The following is an 18,524-nucleotide window of genomic DNA, read 5'->3' on the forward strand; positions in this document are numbered from 1 at the left end:
GTATCCCCTCCGGTTAGCCGGTGAACAACGACAGGAGCAGGTCGAGGGCCTTGATCCCGACGAACGGCACGACCAGCCCGCCGAGGCCGTACACGAGCAGGTTCGTGCGGAGCAGCTCGGCCGCCGCCACCGGCCGGTAGCGGACGCCCTTCAGGGCGAGCGGCACCAGCGCGACGATGACGAGGGCGTTGAAGATCACCGCCGCCAGGATCGCGTTCGCCGGGGACGACAGGTTCAGCACGTCGAGCGCCTTCAGCTCCGGGTACGTGGCGACGAACGCGGCCGGGATGATCGCCGCGTACTTCGCCACGTCGTTCGCGATGCTGAACGTCGTCAGCGCCCCGCGGGTCATGAGCAACTGCTTGCCGACGTGGACGATCTCGATCAGCTTCGTCGGGTTGCTGTCGAGGTCCACCATGTTCCCGGCCTCCTTCGCCGCCTGCGTGCCGGTGTTCATGGCGACGGCCACGTCCGCCTGAGCCAGGGCCGGGGCGTCGTTCGTGCCGTCCCCGGTCATCGCCACGAGGCGGCCGCCCTGCTGGTACTCGCGGATGAGCGCCAGCTTCGCCTCCGGCGTCGCCTCGGCGAGGTAGTCGTCCACCCCGGCCTCGGCGGCGATGGCGGCCGCGGTCAGCGGGTTGTCGCCGGTAATCATCACCGTCTTGATCCCCATCCGCCGCAGCTCCGCGAACCGCTCCTTGATCCCGCCCTTCACGATGTCCTTGAGTTCGATCACGCCGAGGACGCGGGCGTCCCGGCTGACCACGAGCGGCGTGCCGCCGGCCTGGGCGATCGCCCGCACCGCGTCCCGCACCGTGTCCGGGACGGCCCCGCCGAGCGCGCGGACGTGGGCCTCGACGGCGTCGGCCGACCCCTTGCGGACGACACGGCCGTCCAGGTCCACGCCGCTCATCCGCGTCTTCGCCGAGAACGGGACGAAGTGCGGCCTGACCTGCTCCAGGTCGCGGCCCCGCAGCCCGAACTGCTGCTTCGCCAGCACGGCGATGCTGCGGCCTTCCGGCGTCTCGTCGGCCAGCGACGCGAGGTGCGCCGCCTCCGCCAGCTCCTCCGGCTTCACCCCGTCGGCCGGGACGAACCGCGTCGCCTGCCGGTTGCCGAGGGTGATCGTCCCCGTCTTGTCGAGCAACAGCACGTCCACGTCCCCGGCCGCCTCGACCGCCCGGCCGGACATGGCGACGACGTTCGACCGGCTGAGCCGGTTCATCCCGGCGATGCCGATGGCCGACAGCAGCGCGCCGATGGTGGTCGGGGCGAGGCAGACGAAGAGCGCGACCAGCACCGTGACGGTGACCGTCCGCCCCCGGCCGGCCGTTTCGACGGCGTAGGCCGAGAACGGCAGCAGCGTCACCATGACGAGCAGGAAGACGAGGGTGAGGGCGGCGAGCAGGATCGCGAGCGCGATCTCGTTCGGCGTCTTCTGCCGCTTCGCCCCCTCGACCATCGCGATCATGCGGTCGAGGAAGCTCTGCCCCGGCAGCGTCGCGACCCGGACGACGAGCCAGTCGGAGATGACCCGCGTGCCGCCGGTGACGGCGCTGCGGTCGCCGCCGCTCTCCCGCACGACCGGGGCGCTCTCGCCGGTGACGGCGCTCTCGTCCACGGACGCGACGCCCTCGACCACGTCGCCGTCGGCCGGGATCACGTCCCCGGCCGGCACGTACACCAGGTCGCCGACCCGCAGGTCCGCGGCCGGCACGTCGGTCGCCTCGCGGGATTTCACGTCGGTCAGCCGCCGGGCCGTGACGCTCGTGCGGGACTTCCGCAGGGACGCGGCCTGCGCCTTCCCGTGCCCCTCGGCGACGGCCTCGGCGAAGTTCGCGAACAGCACGGTCGCCCACAGCCAGGCGGCGATGCCGAGGACGAACCCGGCCGACTCGCCGCCGCCGCCCCGCACCGCCTGCACCCACAGGAGGGTGGTGAGGATGCTGCCGAGGTAGACGGCGAACATGACCGGGTTGCGGAGCTGCGTCCGCGGGTCGAGCTTCGTCACCGCGGCCACGACGGCGGCCCGCACGATGTCGGCGCGGAACAAACGCGGCGTTTCGGTTCGGGTGTTCATGGGTGTTCGATGGCTCCGGGAACTAGCGCGGCATCAGGTGTTCGACGACCGGCCCGAGGGCGAGCGTCGGGAGGAAGCTCAGCGCCCCCACGACGACGACCACGGCCACGAGCAGGAACACGAACAACCGGGTGTGCGTGGGCAGCGTGCCCGGCCCCGGCGGGGTGTACTTCTTCCGCGCCAGCGACCCGGCGACGGCGAGGACGGGGAGCATCACCCCGAACCGGCCGACGAGCATCGCCAGCCCGAGCGTGCCGTTGTAGAACGGCGTGTTCGCGCTCAGCCCGGCGAACGCCGACCCGTTGTTGTTGGCCGCCGACGAGTAGGCGTACAAAATTTCACTGAACCCGTGTGGCCCGGTGTTCAGCACGCCTTTCTTGCCGTCCTCGAACGCGACGCCGACCGCCGTGCCGATCAGCACCATCGCGCACGGCAGGAGGATGACGAGCGAGGCCATCTTGACCTCGAACGCGCCGATCTTCTTGCCCAGGTACTCCGGCGTGCGGCCGACCATCAGCCCGGCGAGGAACACGGCCACCAGGGCGAACACGAGCATCCCGTACAGCCCGGACCCGACGCCGCCGAACACGACCTCGCCGAGCTGCATCAGCCACAGCGGGGCCAGCCCGCCGAGCGGGGTGTACGAGTCGTGCATGGAGTTCACCGACCCGTTCGACGCGGCGGTCGTGGCGACCGCCCACAGGGCCGAGTTCGGCACGCCGAAACGAACCTCCTTGCCCTCCATGTTCCCGGCCGCCTGATCGACGCCGAGGGCGGCGAGCGCCGGGTTCGGCCGGTCTTCGGCCCAGACCGTGAGGCCGAGCAGCGGGAGGAGAATTACGAACATGGCCGCGAGGATCGCCCACCCCTGCCGACGGTCGCCGACCATGTCGCCGAACGTCCAGCACAGGGCGGCGGGGATGAGCAGGATCGCGACGAGTTGCAGCAGGTTCGACAGCGGCGTCGGGTTCTCCAGCGGGTGGGCGGAGTTCGTGTTGAAGAACCCGCCGCCGTTGGTGCCGAGTTGCTTGATCGCCACCTGCGACGCGACCGGGCCGACGGCGACCGTTTGCGTCGTCACGGGCTTCCCGTCCGCGTCGGCGGCCGGCTCGACGAGTTGCACCTCGTGGTACGCGGAGAACGTCTGCGGCACGCCCTGCGACACGAGCACGAGGGCGAGCACGAGCGACAGCGGGAGCAGGACGTACACCGTCCCGCGGACCAGATCGACCCAGAAGTTGCCGATCGTGTCCGCGCCGCGGCGGGCGAACCCGCGGATCAGGGCCACCAGCACGGCCATCCCGGCCGCGGCGGACGCGAAGTTCTGCACCGCCAGCGCCGCCATCTGCGTCAGGTAGCTCATCGTGCTCTCGCCGCCGTACCCCTGCCAGTTGGTGTTGCTGGCGAAGCTGACGGCCGTGTTGAACGACGAGTCCGGCGAGACCGCCGCCTGCCCCTGCGGGTTGAGCGGAAGCGCCGCCTGCGCCCGCTGGAGGCCGTACACCGCCAGCACGCTGACGAAGCTCAACGCGAGGAGCGCCCCGGCGTACCGCGGCCACGTCATCTCCGCGGCCGGGTCGATGCCGGCGAGGCGGTAGAGGAGCCGTTCGAGGCGGCCGTGCGTCGGCCGGGCGTACACCCGCGCCAGGTACCAACCCAGCGGTCGCACGCAAGCCAGGATCAACCCGACGGCGAGGCCGATTTGAAAGAGGCCGTTGGCGGTCATGAGAACCACTCCGGTTTCATCAGGGCGACGATCAAGTACGCGGCCATTGCGACGGCCGTGACCAGGGCGAGCAGCACGAAGCCGTCCACGGCTACCCCTCCCCTGGGAGCGAGGCCAGGAGCCGGACCAACAGGGCCGACCCGGCGAAGAAGGCGGTGACGATGGCCAGCCAGACGAAATCCATGCGTGCGACCTCCGCGAGACACAGTAAGTATCGCAGGAAGCGGATCAGGGCGGCGTCAAGAGTGGGGGCCGGGGCGTTAAGAAAGTGTCAAGACGGGATGCCGGCGGACCGGCCGCGTGGGCGAGAGGATGTGGGGAGTCGATTCAACGACACAACCCCCGCGGCGGCGGGGGTTGTTCGAGTTACCCGGCAAGGATTCGAACCTTGACAAAGAGAACCAAAATCTCTTGTGCTACCGTTACACTACCGGGTATTCCGTGGGGAATTTATACCGACGCCCGCGGGAAAGCTCAACCCCTCTCGACCGGTCGCGGTGAAAAAAACCGCCCGCCTGGCGGCGGGCGGCGAGTCAACGATTGCGGCGGTCACGGCTCAGTCGTCCGAGCCGGCGGCCTTGCCGATGGCCCCGCCGGTCAGCTTCACCGAGATCACGATGTCCGTCTTCTCCACCTTGCTCTTCAGCGACTTCGTCACGTCCGTGATGATCGGCTTCATCTGCGGGGCCTGACCGCCGATCAGCGGCAGCAGCGCCTTCGCCTTGCCGAGCAGGTCGTCCACCGTCGCCCCGAAGTCGTCGGCCGCGGCCGCGTCCTTCATCGTCATCTGGATGTCCAGCGCCACGTCGCCGGTCACCTTCAGCGTCATCGACGAGCTTTCCATCTTCTCCAGCTGCTTCTTCAGCTTCTCCGGGTCGTCGATGCCGGGGATGGCCGGAATGTCGCCGACCTTGCCGTTGCTCACGCCGACGCCGAACATCGACGCCTTGCCGTCCATCTTCGCGACGAGCGCGGCCAGCTCCTTCTTCATCGCCGACTTCGACTTGTCGTCGGACGCCTTCATCGCGGCCGTCACGATCTTCTTGTCCGTCCCGCCGACGAGCGTAGTGTTATCCACGACGCTGGCGAAGAACGGCTCCGGCCGGTTGTTCGCGGTGAACTTGACCAGCGTGTAGTCGCCGTCCTTGACGATCGACACCTTGTCCCCGTCCTTCTTGGCGGCGGCCTCGGCGGCCTCGAACAGCTTCGCCGGGTCGAACTTGCCGCGGACGACGACGAGCGCCTTCATGTTCTGCGGGTCGTCGCCCCAGAACCCGCCGGTGATCGTGTCCACGTCCTTGAGCGGGTCGAGGCCGAGGTCCTTGAGCGCCTTCTGGGCCTCGTTCCCCTCCATCGCCTGCTTCAGGTTGGCCAGGGCGTACTTCTTGAACAGGTCGGACTCGATGATTTGCTTGAGGTTGATCTGGAAGTACGACTCGGCCTCGGCCGGGATCAGCTTCTCGACCTCGGCGGCGCGGATCGGGGTCGCGGTCAGGCCGATCCCGATGGCGGCGGCCGCCACCAGACTACGAACGAATCGCATGAATCTCTCCTGGTTCGGTGGATCGCGGCCGTGGTCCGCACGCAACCGCTAGACGATCTACCCCGCCGGCGGGCGGCGGGTTTCGCCGTTCCTGTAGAGGTTACCCGAACCCCACGGGTCCGGGTAGGGGACGCGGGGTTGTTCGCCGAATCCGGGTCAAACTTTGGCGGCGACCTTCAGGAATTTCACCAGCATCTTCGTGAACTGCGGCAAGTCGTCCGGCCCGCGGCCGGTCAGGAAGTTCCCTTCCACGATTGCCGGTTCGTCCCGGTACGTCGCCCCGGCGGCCCGCACGTCGTCCCGGATGCCGGGCGAGCAGGTGACGGTCCGGCCGTCGAGCGCCCCGGCGCTGAGGAGCAACTGCGGCCCGTGCCCGACGGCCGCGATCTTCCCCTCTTGGGCGAACGTGCGGACGACATCGACGACGGCCTCCAGCACCCGCAGCTTCTCGGCCGCGGGGCCGTCCGGGATCAGGAGCAGGTCGAAGTCGCTGGGGTTCAACTCGTGGATGCGGGCGTCCGGCTCGACGTGGTAGCCGTGCTGCCCGGTAATGCCGTGGAGCATCGGGCCGGCGAGGGTGACGTGGACCCCCTCCTCCTGGAGGCGGTACATCGGCACGAACAAGGTCAATTCTTCGAAGCCGTTAGCCAACAGTACAAGGGCTTTCATGGCGGTCTCAAGCAGGTGTGAATGAAGCGGATATGCTGATTCTAACGGCCCCCTCGAAAACGCAAAAGGCCGATATCCCAGGGCGGTCGCCCCGCACGCTTCCCGGCTTTCTGATTGCGTCGGCCCGCCCGTCGGTCTATGCTTGGAACGTCCCGCCTGCCGCCCGCGTCCAACCCTTGGTCGGTCCCACCACACTCGCGGCCCTCGCGCCGTCCCGCCTCGGAGGTTCTCTCCAATGCTCACGTTCTGGGGTTCCCGCCAGCCGCACTGCGACACCGTCAACCGCCGCAACTTCCTCGCCCTCGGCGCGTTCGGGGCCGGGCTGACGCTCGCCGACCAACTCCGGGCGAAGGCCGCGTCGCCGACCGCGGCCCGGTCGCTCGCGTCACCGAAGTCGGCCATCATGGTCTACCTGCCCGGCGGCCCCAGCCACATCGACATGTACGACCTGAAGCCGGACGCCCCGGCCGAGTTCCGCGGCGAGTTCAAGCCGATCAACACGAACGTACCGGGCGTGCAAATTTCCGAGCACATGCCGATGCAGGCGGCGATGTTCGACAAACTCGCCGTCGTCCGGTCGATCGTGGCGACGGACGAGCACAGCGACAGCTATGTCATGACCGGCTACCCGGAACAGATCAACCGCACGGCGGGCCACCCGTCGTTCGGGTCGGTGATGTCGAAGCTGAACGGCGGGCGGGACGACGTGCCGGCTTACGTCTCGTTGCGGGGCATGAGCATCGGCACGGAGCCGGGCTACCTCGGCGTGGCGCACCGGCCGTTCACGCCGGACGGGTCGGGCCGCGAGAACCTGCGGGCCAAGCACGCGGGCGAGAAGATGGACGACCGCAAGGGGCTGTTGACGCGGTTCGACAGCGCCCGCCGGGACGTGGACGCCAGCGGCACGATGAAGGGCCTCGATTCCTTCACCCAGCGGGCGTTCGACATGATCGCCAGCGGGACCGTCCGGAAGGCGCTCGACCTGAAGAAGGAAGACCCGCGGTCGCTCGACCGGTACAAGGGCGTCGAGCAGTTCCTGACGGCCCGGCGGCTGATCGAGTCCGGCGTCGGGTGCGTGACACTCAGCTACGGCGGGTGGGACACGCACACGTCGAACTTCAAGGAGTTGAAGAAGCAGCTGCCGATGCTCGACCGCGGTCTCGCGAACATGATCCGCGATTTGGATGAACGCGGGATGCTGGAGGACACGGTCGTCGTGGTGTGGGGGGAGTTCGGCCGGACGCCGAAGGTCAACGGCAGCGACGCCGGCCGCGATCATTGGTCGCCGGTGATGAGCGCGCTGGTGGCCGGCGGCGGACTGAAGGTCGGGCAAGCCGTCGGCGCGTCGTCGGCCCGCGGCGAGTACCCGAAGGACCGGCCGTACAAGGTCCCGCACCTGCTGAGCACGCTGTACCGGGCTGTTGGGATCGACCCGGCCGTGACGTTCCCGAACGGCAGCGGCCGGCCGATGTACGTCCTCGACGACCGCGACGCGGTGACGGAGTTGGTGTAACCGCTGACAATCCTGGGACCGCGGGCGGCCCGCCCGCCCACCTTCCCGGCCGCGGGGACCGGCCTCAAGTGACCGGGGCCGTGGCGGGCGGGACGCCCGCGGTCCCAGGGTTTACCCGCCTCACTTCCCGTCGAGCGCCGTCAGCACGTCCGCAACCTTCGCGCGGTCGCCGTGGCCGGTGCTCACCTTCGCGAACGTCACCTTCCCGTCCTTGCCGATCACGAACGTCGAGGGGAACGCCGTCTCGTTCTTCGCCTCCCACCGCAGGCCGTAGGCGGACGTGAACGTGTAGTCCGGGTCGAGCAGAATCCGGAAGTGGTCCGGGTAGTCCTTCCCCTTCACGAAGTCGTCCGCGTGCTCCTTCAGCTTGTCGGCCGGGCCGGGGTAGACGAACAGCACGGTCGCGCCGCGCGTCTTCAACTCGTCCCCCTTGCCGCGGAACTTGCCGAACTGCTCGCTGCAGATCGGGCACTGGTAGCCGGGGTTGCCGCGAAGTACGACGAGCACGACCGGCCCCTTCTCGGCGACGGCGGACAGTTTCACCTTCTCGCCGCCGAGGGCCGTCAGCTCGAAGTCCTTCGCCGCGTCGCCGACCTTCGGCACGGCCTTCGGGTCCGGCTTCGGGGCGGAGTCGGCCGGCGCGGACGTGCAGCCGACGAGGAACAGGACCAGCCAGGCGGATCGCAGGGAAATCATCGTCGTCGCTCCGGGGAGGAATGGGCGACGGTTGGATGCCGAAGGTGCGGGCGGGTTACTTCGATTTCGCTTCGAGGGCGTCGAGGAGCGTCGCCGCGAGCCGCGACCGCTCGACCCGGCGGTAGCAATCGCCGGCCCCTACGTAGGCCCACTCGCCCATGCCGTCGAGGGTGTTCGCGGCCATGAGGTCGGCCGCCGAGTGCAAGCGGGACTTCTCGGCGATGTCCAGCAGTTCCGCCTCGGTCACGCCGACTTCGAGCTTGAACTTCACGAGTAGCCCGGCGAACTTCCAGTCGGACCGAATCTTGTCCACCAACTTCGGCGCGGGCGTGAGCCGTAGCCACAGGTCGGCGTGACTTCCCTTCACCTTGCCGGCGGACACGTCGATGAACGCGTCGCCGACCTTCGCGAACGTGCCGACGACGTGGTAGTCGTTCACGGCTGCCGCGTGGACGACGGCGTCGAACCCGCCGCCGGGGATCGCCTCGGCCATGCGGGCCTCCAGGTCCTCGAACGTGCGGTACGTCTTCACCTGCCACTCGGGGGCCTCGCGCGGCCGGGTAGTGGGGATCGCGGCCAGCACTTCGGGGTGCGACGTGATGAACGTGACGGCGTGCCCGCGGTCGAACGCGGCGGCGGCGATCTGCGCCCCGGTGCGGCCGGAGAAGACGTTGGTGATGCACCGCACCCGGTCGATCGGCGTCTGCGTGTTCCCGGCGGTGACGAGGATGTTCATGGGGAAGTGCCTTGGCTTTGTAGGGCGGGTCAAGGCTCTGCCCCGACCCGCCGGCGCGCCTGATGCCCCCGGCGGGTCGGCGCAGAGCCTTGACCCGCCCTACAAGAAATCACTTCTCTTCGATGCAGTAAAGGTGCTTCTCGCCACGAAGAAAGAGCGTCTTCCCGACGACCACCGGCGATGCGTCGAACTTGTCGTCGAGCGTGTTCGTCGCCAGCACCTCGGCCTTACTTCCGGCCGCGAGTACGAGCGTCGTCCCGGTGCGGTCCGGGAAGTAGAGCCGCCCGGCCGCCGCGACCGGCGAGGCGTAGAACTGGCCGACCTTCGGCAGCCGCTCGCCGGCGAGGATCGGCTTGCCGGTCTTCGCGTCGAGGATCGTCAGCACCTGCGTGTTCGCCTGGGTGAAGTAGAGCCGGCCGTCGTACAGCACCGGCGACGGCACGTAGGGCGTCCCCTTCTTGTACTGCCACACGAGCTTGTCGGCGGGAACCTCGCCGCTCGAACTCAGCGGCACGGCGACGGCCGCGGCCCCGCGGTAGCCGCTCATCACGTAGGCGACGCCGTCCGCCACCAGCGGCGACGGGATGGCGTTCGTGGTCATCCCGCCGACCTCCCACTGGACCGCGCCGTTCGCCAGGTCGTAGGCCCGCACGCGGGTCGTCCCGTTCACGATCACCTGCGTCCGGCCGTTGTGCTCGACCACGAACGGCGTGTTCCAGCTCGTCTTCTCGTCGCGGCTGACTTCCCACGTCGTCTCGCCGGTCGCGGGGTTCAGCACGATCAGCTTCGAGTCTGCCTCTTGGTCCCAGTTCAGAATGAGCGAGTCGCCGTGAATCACCGGCGTGACCGCCTCGCCCCAGGCGAGCCGGGAGTGGATGCGGCCGAGGTTCCGCTCCCACAGCTTCGTCCCGGCGAGGTCGTAGGCGAAGATGCCGAACGACCCGAACGACACGTAGAGCCGCTTCCCGTCGGTCGTCGGCGACCCGGCGGCGTAGGAGTGCGTCTCGTGGTGGCCCTCGTGCGGCACGGCCTCGGCCGCCGTCTTCCGCCACTTCTCGCGGCCGGTCGCGCGGTCGAAGCTGAGGACCTCGAACTTGTAGAAGTGCCGCGGCGGGACTGTATTCGTCTTGAACCGAGGGTCCGGTTTCGGCAGTTCCGCCGCCGTCGCCTCGCGGTCGGTCTTTGACGCAGTCACGACGAAAACTTGATCCTCCCACACGATCGGCGTGGCGCTCCCCTTCCCCGGCAGCGGAGCTTTCCACTTGACGTTGGTGTTCTCGTCCCACTTCGTCGGCGGGTTGGCGTTCGCCGCGGCGACGCCGTTGGCCGTCGGCCCGCGCCAGTGCGGCCAGTTGTCCGCGGCCGTGCCGAGTGCGCTCATCGCGAACAGGAGTGCGAGGGTGAGGGGTCGCTTCATGGCGGGTCCTTATTTCCGGATGACGAACTCGGCGAATCGCTCCATCTCTTCCAACTGCGGGCTGCACTGCAATAGCAGCAGGTTCACGCCCGCGGCCTCGAACGCGGCCACCTGATCGACGACCTGCTGAGGCGTGCCGACGAGGCCGGACCGCAGCCCGCGGTTGCTGACGGAGTATTCTTCGAGCGACACCCGCTGTTCGAGCTGCGTGCCGCTCAGCCACTGCTGGTAGTTGTGGTACCCCGCGGCCGACTGCTTCACGTCCGTGATGCGGGCCAGCTCCGCCTTCGCCTCGGCCTCCGTGTTCCGCACGATGGAGTACGCGGCGATGCCGTACTGCATCGGCGGTAGCCCGAGCTTCTCCCGCCTCACGGCCATGTCCGCGATCTTCTCCTTGATCCGCGCCGGCGGGTCGCCGTGCATCACGTAGGCGTCGCACGTCTTCGCGATGAGATTCTTCGCCGCCTCCGACTCGCCGCCGGCGTAGATCGTCGGCCGCGGCTTCGTCACCGGCTTCGGCTGAAGGATCGAGTCCTTCAGCTTGTAATACTTCCCGTCGAAGTCGAACCCGTCGCGCGTCCAGAGGTTGTCGAGCACTTCCAGCCACTCGGCGGTGCGGGCGTACCGGTCGTCGTGCTGCTCGAAGTGGACGCCGTACTTGGTGGCCTCGTCCTTCCACCAACTGGAGACGACGTTCAGCGACAGCCGCCCGCCGCCGCCGATGTGGTCGATGTTCGCGGCTTGCTTCGCGAGCAGGGCCGGGTTGTGGAACGTCGGCCGCACGGCGACCATGTATTCGAGGGTGTCCGTGACGGCCGTGAGCGCGGCGGCCGTGCTCCACGCATCGAGCGACGGCTCGGCCTCGCCCTTGATGTCGTTGAGGTTCAGTTCCGCGACGAGCGTGAGGTCGTACCCGATCTTCTCGCTGCGCTGCGCGAGTCGCTTCGCGTATTCCCAGGTGGCGGCCATGTTCTCGTCTTCGACGTTGCGAAGCCACCCGCCGAACACCGGGAGCCAGTAGCCGTACCGCATGTAGGAACCTCAGTATTCACTCGGATCGTATTGCAGCTCGAAACACCCGACTTCCGAAGTCCGGCTTCGACTTCGGAAGTCGAGCGAGATCAGCCACCCGCCGGCCGGGAAGAACCGTCCCGGCGTGGATGGACTTCCGAAGTCGAAGCCGGACTTCGGAAGTCGGCCGCTCAAATCGCCGCGTCCCCACGGGCCGTCGCCCGCGCTTCCAAGTAATCCACCAGCCGCGCGAACGGGTCGAACCCGATTACGTTCTTGGCGTCCGCCACGAAGTTCGACAGGGCGTTCACGTCGTAATAAACCAGCCGGCCATCGCGGTCGTCGATCATGTACTCGATCCCGCCCACGTCGATCTCCGCCGCCTGCACGATCGCCTCGCACGCGGCCACTACCGCCGGCGGCGGGGTGTAGCCTTCCACCTTCAGCCCGGTCTTCGGCGCGTCGATCGGGCAGGCGGAGCGTTGCAGCTCGACGCCGTCGCTCCGCTGGCAGATGTCGGCCGGGCAGAGGTTGAACGTGTCGCCCGTCGTGAACACCTTGATCGCGTAGAGGAATTTGCCGCCGAGCGTCTCGACCCGCGTGATGTGCCCGCCGCGGGCCGGGACGTACTCCTGCACCAGGGCCGTGTGGTCCACGCCGAAGTCGAGCCGGTCCTCGGCCGCGGCACGGGCCAGGTCTTCCGACGTGTCGAAGCGAACGATGCCCGCCCCGCTGCCGCCGACGTTTGCCTTCACCACGACCGGGAACCGCAGCCCCGTCGCCGCCGCGACCGCCCGCGACGGGTGGTTGATGACCCGCGACCGCGGGTACGGCAGGCCGAGCGATTCGAGGAGCGTCAGCTGTCGGGCCTTCGAGATTTCGTACCCGAACGCGGTCAGCCCGTTGACGACGGGCACGCCGAGGCGGTCCAGATGCGCGAGGAAGTTGAGCGTGAAAAACATCCCCTGCACGCCGCCGCGGAGGTACGCCGACGGACTCATGCGGTTGAACACGAGGCCGTAGGGGGCGGTGTCGTCGGCCGGGTCGTAGTGGTGGCCCCGCGGGTCGAGGGCGACGTGCGGGATGCCGCGGCGGTCGAGTTCGGCGAACAGCGGCCGGAACCAGTCGGGGTGCTCGTGGTAGATCGCGAACGGTCGGTACGACGGCATGAGGCGTCCCGCGGGGTGTGATGAGGGAAGAGTAGACAGGAACGTGCGGGGCAGCAACGGCGAAGGGTCGGCGTTCTTTCGAGCCTGCAAAAAGTCGAGTCGGGCGGTCCCGTCGGCATGGGCCGACGGAACCGCCCGACTTCACTGGAAGCCGGTAACTTACTTCTTCCGCTTGTACGTGATGGTGAACCCCGGCTCCTTGCCGTCGCCCATGTACATGCTGAAGTTCACCGTGTCCTCGTCCTTCCACTCGGAGACGGCCTTGAACTTCGTCGGCTTGCCGTCCATGCCGGGGCCGTCGCCGGTCATCGTCAGCGTCTTCGTCTTCGCGTCGAACGTGCCCTCCATGTTCAGCGGGCTGGTGGACCAGCTGTCCACCCAGATGCCCACGTACTTCTTCTTCGCCGGGTCGTAGGAGTCGAGGCCCTTGCCGGTGAACTTCGCCCCGCCCAGGTCGCTCTCGAAGTTGCTCACCAGCCACAGGCCGCCGAGTTCCATCTTGTACGTGCAACTCCCTTTGGACTCCATGCCGGCCATCTTCATCGTGGTTTCCCACGTCCCTTCCCACTTCTTGAGCATCTGGTGCTCCGGGCCGGGCTTCACCGCCTCCTGGGCGCGGATCGGCGTGCCGGCGAGGGTCAGGGCCACGGCCGCCACGAACAGGGTTCGCAGAACTTTCATCACGTCTCTCCAGAGGGGTGGGCGAGGGACGGCCGCGGCGAACGGGTGTGAATCGCGACGCGGTCGTATGCGAAGGGTTCTAACCCGACAACCGGGCGGGCGAAAGCTCGGTAGTGAACAAGATGTCAAAAATTTACGCACGAACGTCGATACGGTCGGTACGGGACGCCCGTTCAGTCAGGTACGCGGCCAGGGCCTCCCGCCACGGCCGCGGGGCCGGGACGCCGACGGTCGTAAGCTTCGCGCAGGACAGCACGCTGTACGGCGGCCGCTTCGCCGGGTCGTTGCGCTCGGCCGTGGCAATCGGGGAAAGGTTTGCCGACACGCCGGCCTGTCGGAAAACCTCGGCCGCCAAGTCGTGCCACGTCGTCCCGCCGGCGTTGGTCGTGTGGAAGAGGCCGGTCGCGGCCGCGGCGATCAGCGCGGCAATCGTCGCGGCCACGTCCTTCGTGTAGCTCGGCGTGCAGAGCTGGTCGTTGACCACCCGCAGCGGCTTCCCCTGCCCGGCGACCCGGAGCATCGTCTCGACGAAGTTCCCGCCCTTGCCGCCGCTGCCCCAGACGCCGTACAGCCCGCACGTCCGGACGACGAGGTGCTTCGGGCACAGGGACCGCACGACGTACTCGCCGCAGAGTTTGCTCAGTCCGTACACGCTCACCGGGCCGGGGGCGTCGTCCTCGGCGAACGGCGTGGCGCGGGCCGCGTTGAGGCCGAATACGTAGTCGGTGCTGACGTGGACGAGTTTCGCGTCCGCCTCGCGGCAGGCCGTCGCCAGTTCCCGCACGCCCCAAGCGTTCACGGCGAACGCGGCGTCCGGCTCGGCCTCCGCCTTGTCCACGAGGTTGTACGCGGCGCAGTTCACGACGAGGTTCGGCGAGTGTTGCCGCACGAGGGCCGTGAGGCTGCCGGGTGTGCCGAAGTCGGCGTCGGCCCGCGTGGCGGCGACGACCTCTCCGGGCAGCAGCGGCGTCAGGTCGCGGCCGAGTTGCCCGGCGGAGCCGAGGACGAGCGTTTTCATAGTAGTAGGCACTCTCCGTGTGCCGTCCCCTTCACCGCCGCGGCGAGTTCGTCCGAGTCGCTGCGACCAACAGCAGACGGCACACGGAGTGTGCCTACTACTATAAAAAAACCGGCGGGCCAAGCCCGCCGGTTTCACATTATCCCTGACCCCTTACTTCTTCTCGACGAAGCTCGTGTCCTTCGTCTTCACGGTCGTCGTCTGCTCCTGGTAGAGGTCGATCGTCGTGTCCGTGCCGCCGATCGTCACGTTCAGCTTGCCGACCAGCTTCACCGACAGATTCGACTGCTCGACGCGGCCGGTCTTCGGGTTGTACAAGATGAAGTTCGCCTTCTCGCCCGGCTTGTACGGCTCCGTCTTCAGCTCGCCGCCCTTGATCTTGAACAGCAAGCCCTCGCCCTGGTCGGCGGCCGGGGCCTTGTACGTCATGACGGTCACGACCTCGATCCGGTCCAGTTCCTTCTCGGCCGCGTTGACGCCGGCCGCGTTCTTGCCGGTGTACGTGTACGTCGTCACCGTGTCGTAGGAGCCGATGGGGCCGAGGTTCATGGTGGCCTTCTTCTCCCACTTGCCACCGACCGTCTGCTCCTTGTCCGCGGTCAGCCCGAACGACGGGTCGGTCATCTGCTTCATCGCCTCGTCGGTCAGCATCTTCTTGAGGAGCGATTCCATCTGCTGGTTGACGCCGCCGAGCTTCTTGAGGAAGTCGTCCTTGCCGTCCACCTTCTCGACGACCATGCCCTTGCCGAACGTGATGATGAACTCGGTGCCGACGAGCTTCGAGAAGAAGTCGGCCAGGCCGGGGTTCCCGGCCGCGCCGGCCGCGTTCGCGTTCGTCGAGTCGTACTCCACCTTGTTCCCGGCGATGTCGATCTTCATCCGCACGCCTTCGATCGTCTGCTTCACCGTCCACTTGTCGTTGGCGAAGTTCGTCGGCAGCCACTTAAAGAAGAACGTCTGCTCGTGCGTCTGCACGAGGTCGGACCCGCCCTGGACCTTGATCGTCTGCGTGACGGTCGTGGTCATCTCCTGGAAGAACGCCTTGTCCTTCTCGAACTTCGTCTCGAACTTGGCCGCATTCACGCCGGGCGTCGCGGGGGCCGGGGCCGGCGCGGGGGCGGGCGGGGCCGGCGTGCCCGGTTTCGTCTCGGCCGGCTTCTTCTCCTCCGGTTTGGGCGGGTCGGCCTTCTTCTCCCCGGCCGGCGGGGTTTGCGCGACCACGAACGTGGTGCTCGCGGCGAGCAGGGCGAACGCCAAGAGGCGGTATCGGAACACGGCAGAGTCTCCGGTGGCTTCGGGAAGGACGGATTTTTTACCCCCGCGTCCGGGGGAAGCAAGGGTGCGGCGGAAACAAAGTAGTAGGCACACTCCGTGTGCCGTTTCCTTCCGGCCGCGGAGACCGGCACGGAGTGATTGCGGCCGACAGCAGACGGCACACGGAGTGTGCCTACTACTATGGCCGCCGCGGAGTTCATCAGGGCCGCTGCGACCGGCCGCATACGGCACACGGAGTGTGCCTACTACTCTGTTACGCCGGTTGCCCTTCCGCCGTTCGCGGGAATCGGCTTATCCTATGGCCCGGAATGAATCCGCATCGACCGCCACGGATGGTCCGCGATGCCCGCCGCCACCCGCCGCTTCCGCGGCCCGCTCCGCGTCCTGCTCGCCCTCGTCGTCCTCGATCTCGTTGTAATCGCGACGGCCGGCACGTGGGACCGGTACTCGCCGGACGACTACGCTGCGCGGGTGGAGGGCTGCGCGAAAGAGCGGCGGGACGTGGTGGTCCTCGGCGGCTCCGTCGTCAGCGAAGGCATTCAGCCGCGCGAGATCGTCGGCGCGAACTGGAACGGCGAGCCGCTTCTCAACGCCTACGCCGTCGGGCTGCCCGGCGGGACCACGTCGGAGTTTTACCACGCCGTGAAGCTCGCCTGCCCGACGCCGCCGAAGCTCCTCGTCTACGGGATCACGGCCAGCGACCTCAATGACAGTCGCCACGAGCCGCACGGCCCGGCGTCGCTGATGACGTTCTCCGACGCCGTGGAATGGGCGCGGACGCGGCCGGATTCACGGTCGTGGGTCGTTCGCCAGTATCTATCGGCCCGCGTCTCTCGCGCCTGGTCCCTGTGGCGGCACCGCCACGGCATACGGATGTGGGCCGCGTCCCAGTTCGACGACACGACAGACTCGGCCCGCGAGGCGAAGGAGCTTCGCGACTACGCCGACGCGCTCCGGACCGGCGACGGGTACGCCCCGGCGAAGGGGTTCGTCGAGCAGCGGTACGACGCCGTGAAGCGGGACAACAGCCCGCAGTCCCCGTTCAAGTTCCTCGACAACTACAAGACCGGCTCGCACCGGACGTACCTGCACAAGCTGATCCGCTGGGCGGGTGACAACGGGGTGTCACTCGTGCTGGTGGACGTGCCGGTGACGGCCGACCTGGAGGCGAAGTACGCCACCGCGTTCGCCGAATACCGGAAGTTGCTGGCCGAGGAAGAGGCGGCCCACGGGCTGACGGTGATCCGCGCCCACCGGGACATCGTCGGCATCACGGACGCCGGGTTCGCGGACACGATCCACCTGAACGCGACCGGGGCGACGGTGTTCTCCCGGTGGCTGAAGTTGAAGCTGGACGAAATCGGCCGCCCGCCGACGACGGACGAGAACCGCGTCCGGGCACAGGTCGGGGAGGCTCGCCCGTGACGGTCGGCAGCAAGGCGTTCCTAATCTTCCTCGTCGTCGTCCTCGTGGGCTACCACCGGCTCCGCGGCCGGACGGCGAAGTACGCCTTCCTCCTCCTCGCGAGCTGGGCCTTCTACGCCGCGTGCAGCCCGTACTACCTGTGGGTGCTGTTGCTGCTCACCGGTGTCGATTTCGCCGTCGGGAAGCGGATCGACGCCGCGACCGACGAGCGAGTGCGGAAGCGGTGGCTCATCGTCAGCGTCGTGTCGAACCTCGGCCTGTTGTTCGCATTCAAGTACACCGTCTTCGTCTGGGACACCGGGGCGGCCGTGTGGGGCCTGTTCGCCGACGTGCCGCCGCGGGCGTGGGACATCCTGCTGCCCCTCGGCATCAGCTTCCACACGTTCCAGGGCATCAGCTACACGGTCGATATTTATCGCCGGCAAATTAAGGCCGTGAACAGCTTCCTCGACTACGCGCTGTTCGTCGCGTTTTTCCCGCAGATGGCGGCCGGGCCGATTGTGCGGGCGGTGGAGTTCCTGCCGCAGCTGGTCACGCCGCCGGTCCCGACCGCGGACCAAGTTCGCGACGGTGTGTTCCTGTTCGCCCGCGGGCTGTTCAAGAAGCTCGTGATCGCGGACCAGCTCGACCAACTGTTCGTGTCGGCCGCGTTCGAAGACCCGGCCGCGTTCTCACCCGCAGCGTGCCGGTGGGCGGCGCTGGCGTGGGCGGTGCAAATCTACTGCGACTTCTCCGGGTACACGGACATGGCCCTGGCCGCGGCGAAGTGGTTCGGGTTCGAGCTGCCGGCGAACTTCAATCTGCCGTACTTGGCCGCGAACATCACCGACTTCTGGCGGCGGTGGCACCTGTCGCTCTCGACGTGGCTCCGCGACTACCTGTACTTCCCGCTCGGCGGCAGCCGCGGTTCTGCGGCGCGGACATACCTGAACCTGATGGCGATCTTCGTCCTGTGCGGCCTCTGGCACGGGGCGACGTGGGCGTGGTTCGTGTACGGCGTCTACAACGGCCTGCTCGTGTGCGCCCACCGGGCGTTCGACCTGGCACTGAGGGGAAGGCCGTGGGCCGACCGGGTGCGCGGGTCGGCGGTGTGGGCCGTGTTCGCGTGGGCGGCGACGTTCGCGCAGTTGCTCGTGGCGCTGATCCTCGTGCGGATGACCTCGTGGGCCGGCGGCGGGGCGATGTTCGCGGGCGTGCTGGGAGTGTCGGACGGAACGCGCGGCGTACCGGCGGTCGTGCCGCTACTGGTGCTGCTAGGGCTGGCGGGGCACGGGTGGGAGTTACTCCGCGAGCGGCTGCCGGTGCTGAAGGCGGAGTGGGAAGTGGTCCGCGTCGCGAACGCGGCGGTGTGCCTGGCGGCGGTCGTCGTGTTCAGCCCCGGCGTCGGGAAGACGTTCATTTACATACAGTTCTGACAGATAGCGGCGGGCTTGCCCACCGTGCGGCCGAGTCTTCGAGGCCGCGTGCGCCTTCCTCCCACGGACGCCTGATTGCGATGGGAGGAACGTCCCGGCAACGGGAAGGCCCACGCGGTTTCTCGAAGACTCGAAACCGCACGGTGGGCA

Annotated in this window: 16 protein-coding genes and 1 tRNA gene; 3 read left to right on the top strand and 14 right to left on the bottom strand. The window is 68.1% G+C overall.

Going from position 1 to position 18,524, the window contains the following annotated elements:
• Positions 1-13: 13 nt before the first annotated feature.
• The 6 genes from kdpB to AC5JJ2_RS03790 form a co-directional block, all read right to left on the bottom strand.
• Positions 14-2,080 (bottom strand): potassium-transporting ATPase subunit KdpB, encoded by a 2,067-nt coding sequence (gene kdpB / locus AC5JJ2_RS03765; protein WP_495856620.1) that lies wholly within the window; start codon positions 2,078-2,080, stop codon positions 14-16.
• A gap of 22 nt (positions 2,081-2,102) precedes the next feature.
• Entirely contained in the window at positions 2,103-3,806 is a 1,704-nt protein-coding gene (kdpA, locus tag AC5JJ2_RS03770; RefSeq protein ID WP_495856621.1) for a potassium-transporting ATPase subunit KdpA, read from the bottom strand.
• Positions 3,803-3,895 carry a potassium-transporting ATPase subunit F gene (locus tag AC5JJ2_RS03775; RefSeq protein ID WP_495856622.1) on the bottom strand — a complete coding sequence of 31 codons (93 nt, stop codon included), beginning with the start codon at positions 3,893-3,895 and terminating at the stop codon, positions 3,803-3,805. Before AC5JJ2_RS03775 ends, kdpA begins: the two co-directional genes overlap by 4 nt.
• A 277-nt stretch (positions 3,896-4,172) precedes the next feature.
• Positions 4,173-4,243 (bottom strand) — tRNA-Gln (locus AC5JJ2_RS03780).
• A gap of 119 nt (positions 4,244-4,362) precedes the next feature.
• Complete coding sequence (locus AC5JJ2_RS03785; RefSeq protein ID WP_495856623.1) at positions 4,363-5,349, bottom strand: hypothetical protein; 987 nt, start codon at positions 5,347-5,349, stop codon at positions 4,363-4,365.
• Positions 5,350-5,505: 156 nt separating this feature from the next.
• A complete protein-coding gene (locus tag AC5JJ2_RS03790) occupies positions 5,506-6,018 on the bottom strand; it encodes a type 1 glutamine amidotransferase domain-containing protein (RefSeq protein WP_495856624.1) in 513 nt (170 codons plus the stop codon).
• Between the two features lie 235 nt (positions 6,019-6,253).
• On the opposite strand from AC5JJ2_RS03790, the gene AC5JJ2_RS03795 reads away from it, so the two are divergent.
• Positions 6,254-7,531: a DUF1501 domain-containing protein gene (locus AC5JJ2_RS03795; protein WP_495856625.1), complete on the top strand. Its 1,278-nt coding sequence runs from the start codon at positions 6,254-6,256 to the stop codon at positions 7,529-7,531.
• 120 nt (positions 7,532-7,651) lie between these two features.
• Here the strand turns inward: AC5JJ2_RS03795 and AC5JJ2_RS03800 are convergent, their stop codons facing one another.
• From AC5JJ2_RS03800 to AC5JJ2_RS03835, 8 genes are all read right to left on the bottom strand, one after another.
• Positions 7,652-8,227 carry a peroxiredoxin family protein gene (locus AC5JJ2_RS03800; RefSeq protein WP_495856626.1) on the bottom strand — a complete coding sequence of 192 codons (576 nt, stop codon included), beginning with the start codon at positions 8,225-8,227 and terminating at the stop codon, positions 7,652-7,654.
• A 55-nt stretch (positions 8,228-8,282) separates the two neighbouring features.
• Positions 8,283-8,963 (bottom strand): phosphopantothenoylcysteine decarboxylase domain-containing protein, encoded by a 681-nt coding sequence (locus AC5JJ2_RS03805; RefSeq protein WP_495856627.1) that lies wholly within the window; start codon positions 8,961-8,963, stop codon positions 8,283-8,285.
• A gap of 109 nt (positions 8,964-9,072) precedes the next feature.
• Entirely contained in the window at positions 9,073-10,380 is a 1,308-nt protein-coding gene (locus AC5JJ2_RS03810) for an outer membrane protein assembly factor BamB family protein (RefSeq protein ID WP_495856628.1), read from the bottom strand.
• Positions 10,381-10,389: 9 nt separating this feature from the next.
• Positions 10,390-11,412, bottom strand: coding sequence for an LLM class flavin-dependent oxidoreductase (locus AC5JJ2_RS03815; RefSeq protein ID WP_495856629.1), 1,023 nt, complete (start codon positions 11,410-11,412; stop codon positions 10,390-10,392).
• 170 nt (positions 11,413-11,582) lie between these two features.
• Entirely contained in the window at positions 11,583-12,560 is a 978-nt protein-coding gene (locus tag AC5JJ2_RS03820) for an ATP-grasp domain-containing protein (RefSeq protein WP_495856630.1), read from the bottom strand.
• Positions 12,561-12,719: 159 nt separating this feature from the next.
• A complete protein-coding gene (locus AC5JJ2_RS03825; protein ID WP_495856631.1) occupies positions 12,720-13,241 on the bottom strand; it encodes a DUF1579 domain-containing protein in 522 nt (173 codons plus the stop codon).
• A 133-nt stretch (positions 13,242-13,374) separates the two neighbouring features.
• Positions 13,375-14,259, bottom strand: a complete 885-nt coding sequence (rfbD, locus tag AC5JJ2_RS03830; RefSeq protein WP_495856632.1) for a dTDP-4-dehydrorhamnose reductase — start codon at positions 14,257-14,259, stop codon at positions 13,375-13,377.
• Positions 14,260-14,412: 153 nt separating this feature from the next.
• Entirely contained in the window at positions 14,413-15,534 is a 1,122-nt protein-coding gene (locus AC5JJ2_RS03835) for a DUF6263 family protein (protein WP_495856633.1), read from the bottom strand.
• 342 nt (positions 15,535-15,876) lie between these two features.
• On the opposite strand from AC5JJ2_RS03835, the gene AC5JJ2_RS03840 reads away from it, so the two are divergent.
• Positions 15,877-16,959 carry a hypothetical protein gene (locus AC5JJ2_RS03840; RefSeq protein WP_495856634.1) on the top strand — a complete coding sequence of 361 codons (1,083 nt, stop codon included), beginning with the start codon at positions 15,877-15,879 and terminating at the stop codon, positions 16,957-16,959.
• The gene (locus tag AC5JJ2_RS03845; protein WP_495856635.1) at positions 16,956-18,374 is read left to right on the top strand and encodes an MBOAT family O-acyltransferase; all 1,419 of its coding nucleotides are present in this window, start codon (positions 16,956-16,958) and stop codon (positions 18,372-18,374) included. The genes AC5JJ2_RS03840 and AC5JJ2_RS03845 overlap by 4 nt, the downstream gene beginning before the upstream one ends.
• The last annotated feature ends 150 nt before the right edge of the window (positions 18,375-18,524 follow it).

This window comes from Limnoglobus sp., from assembly GCF_059499385.1.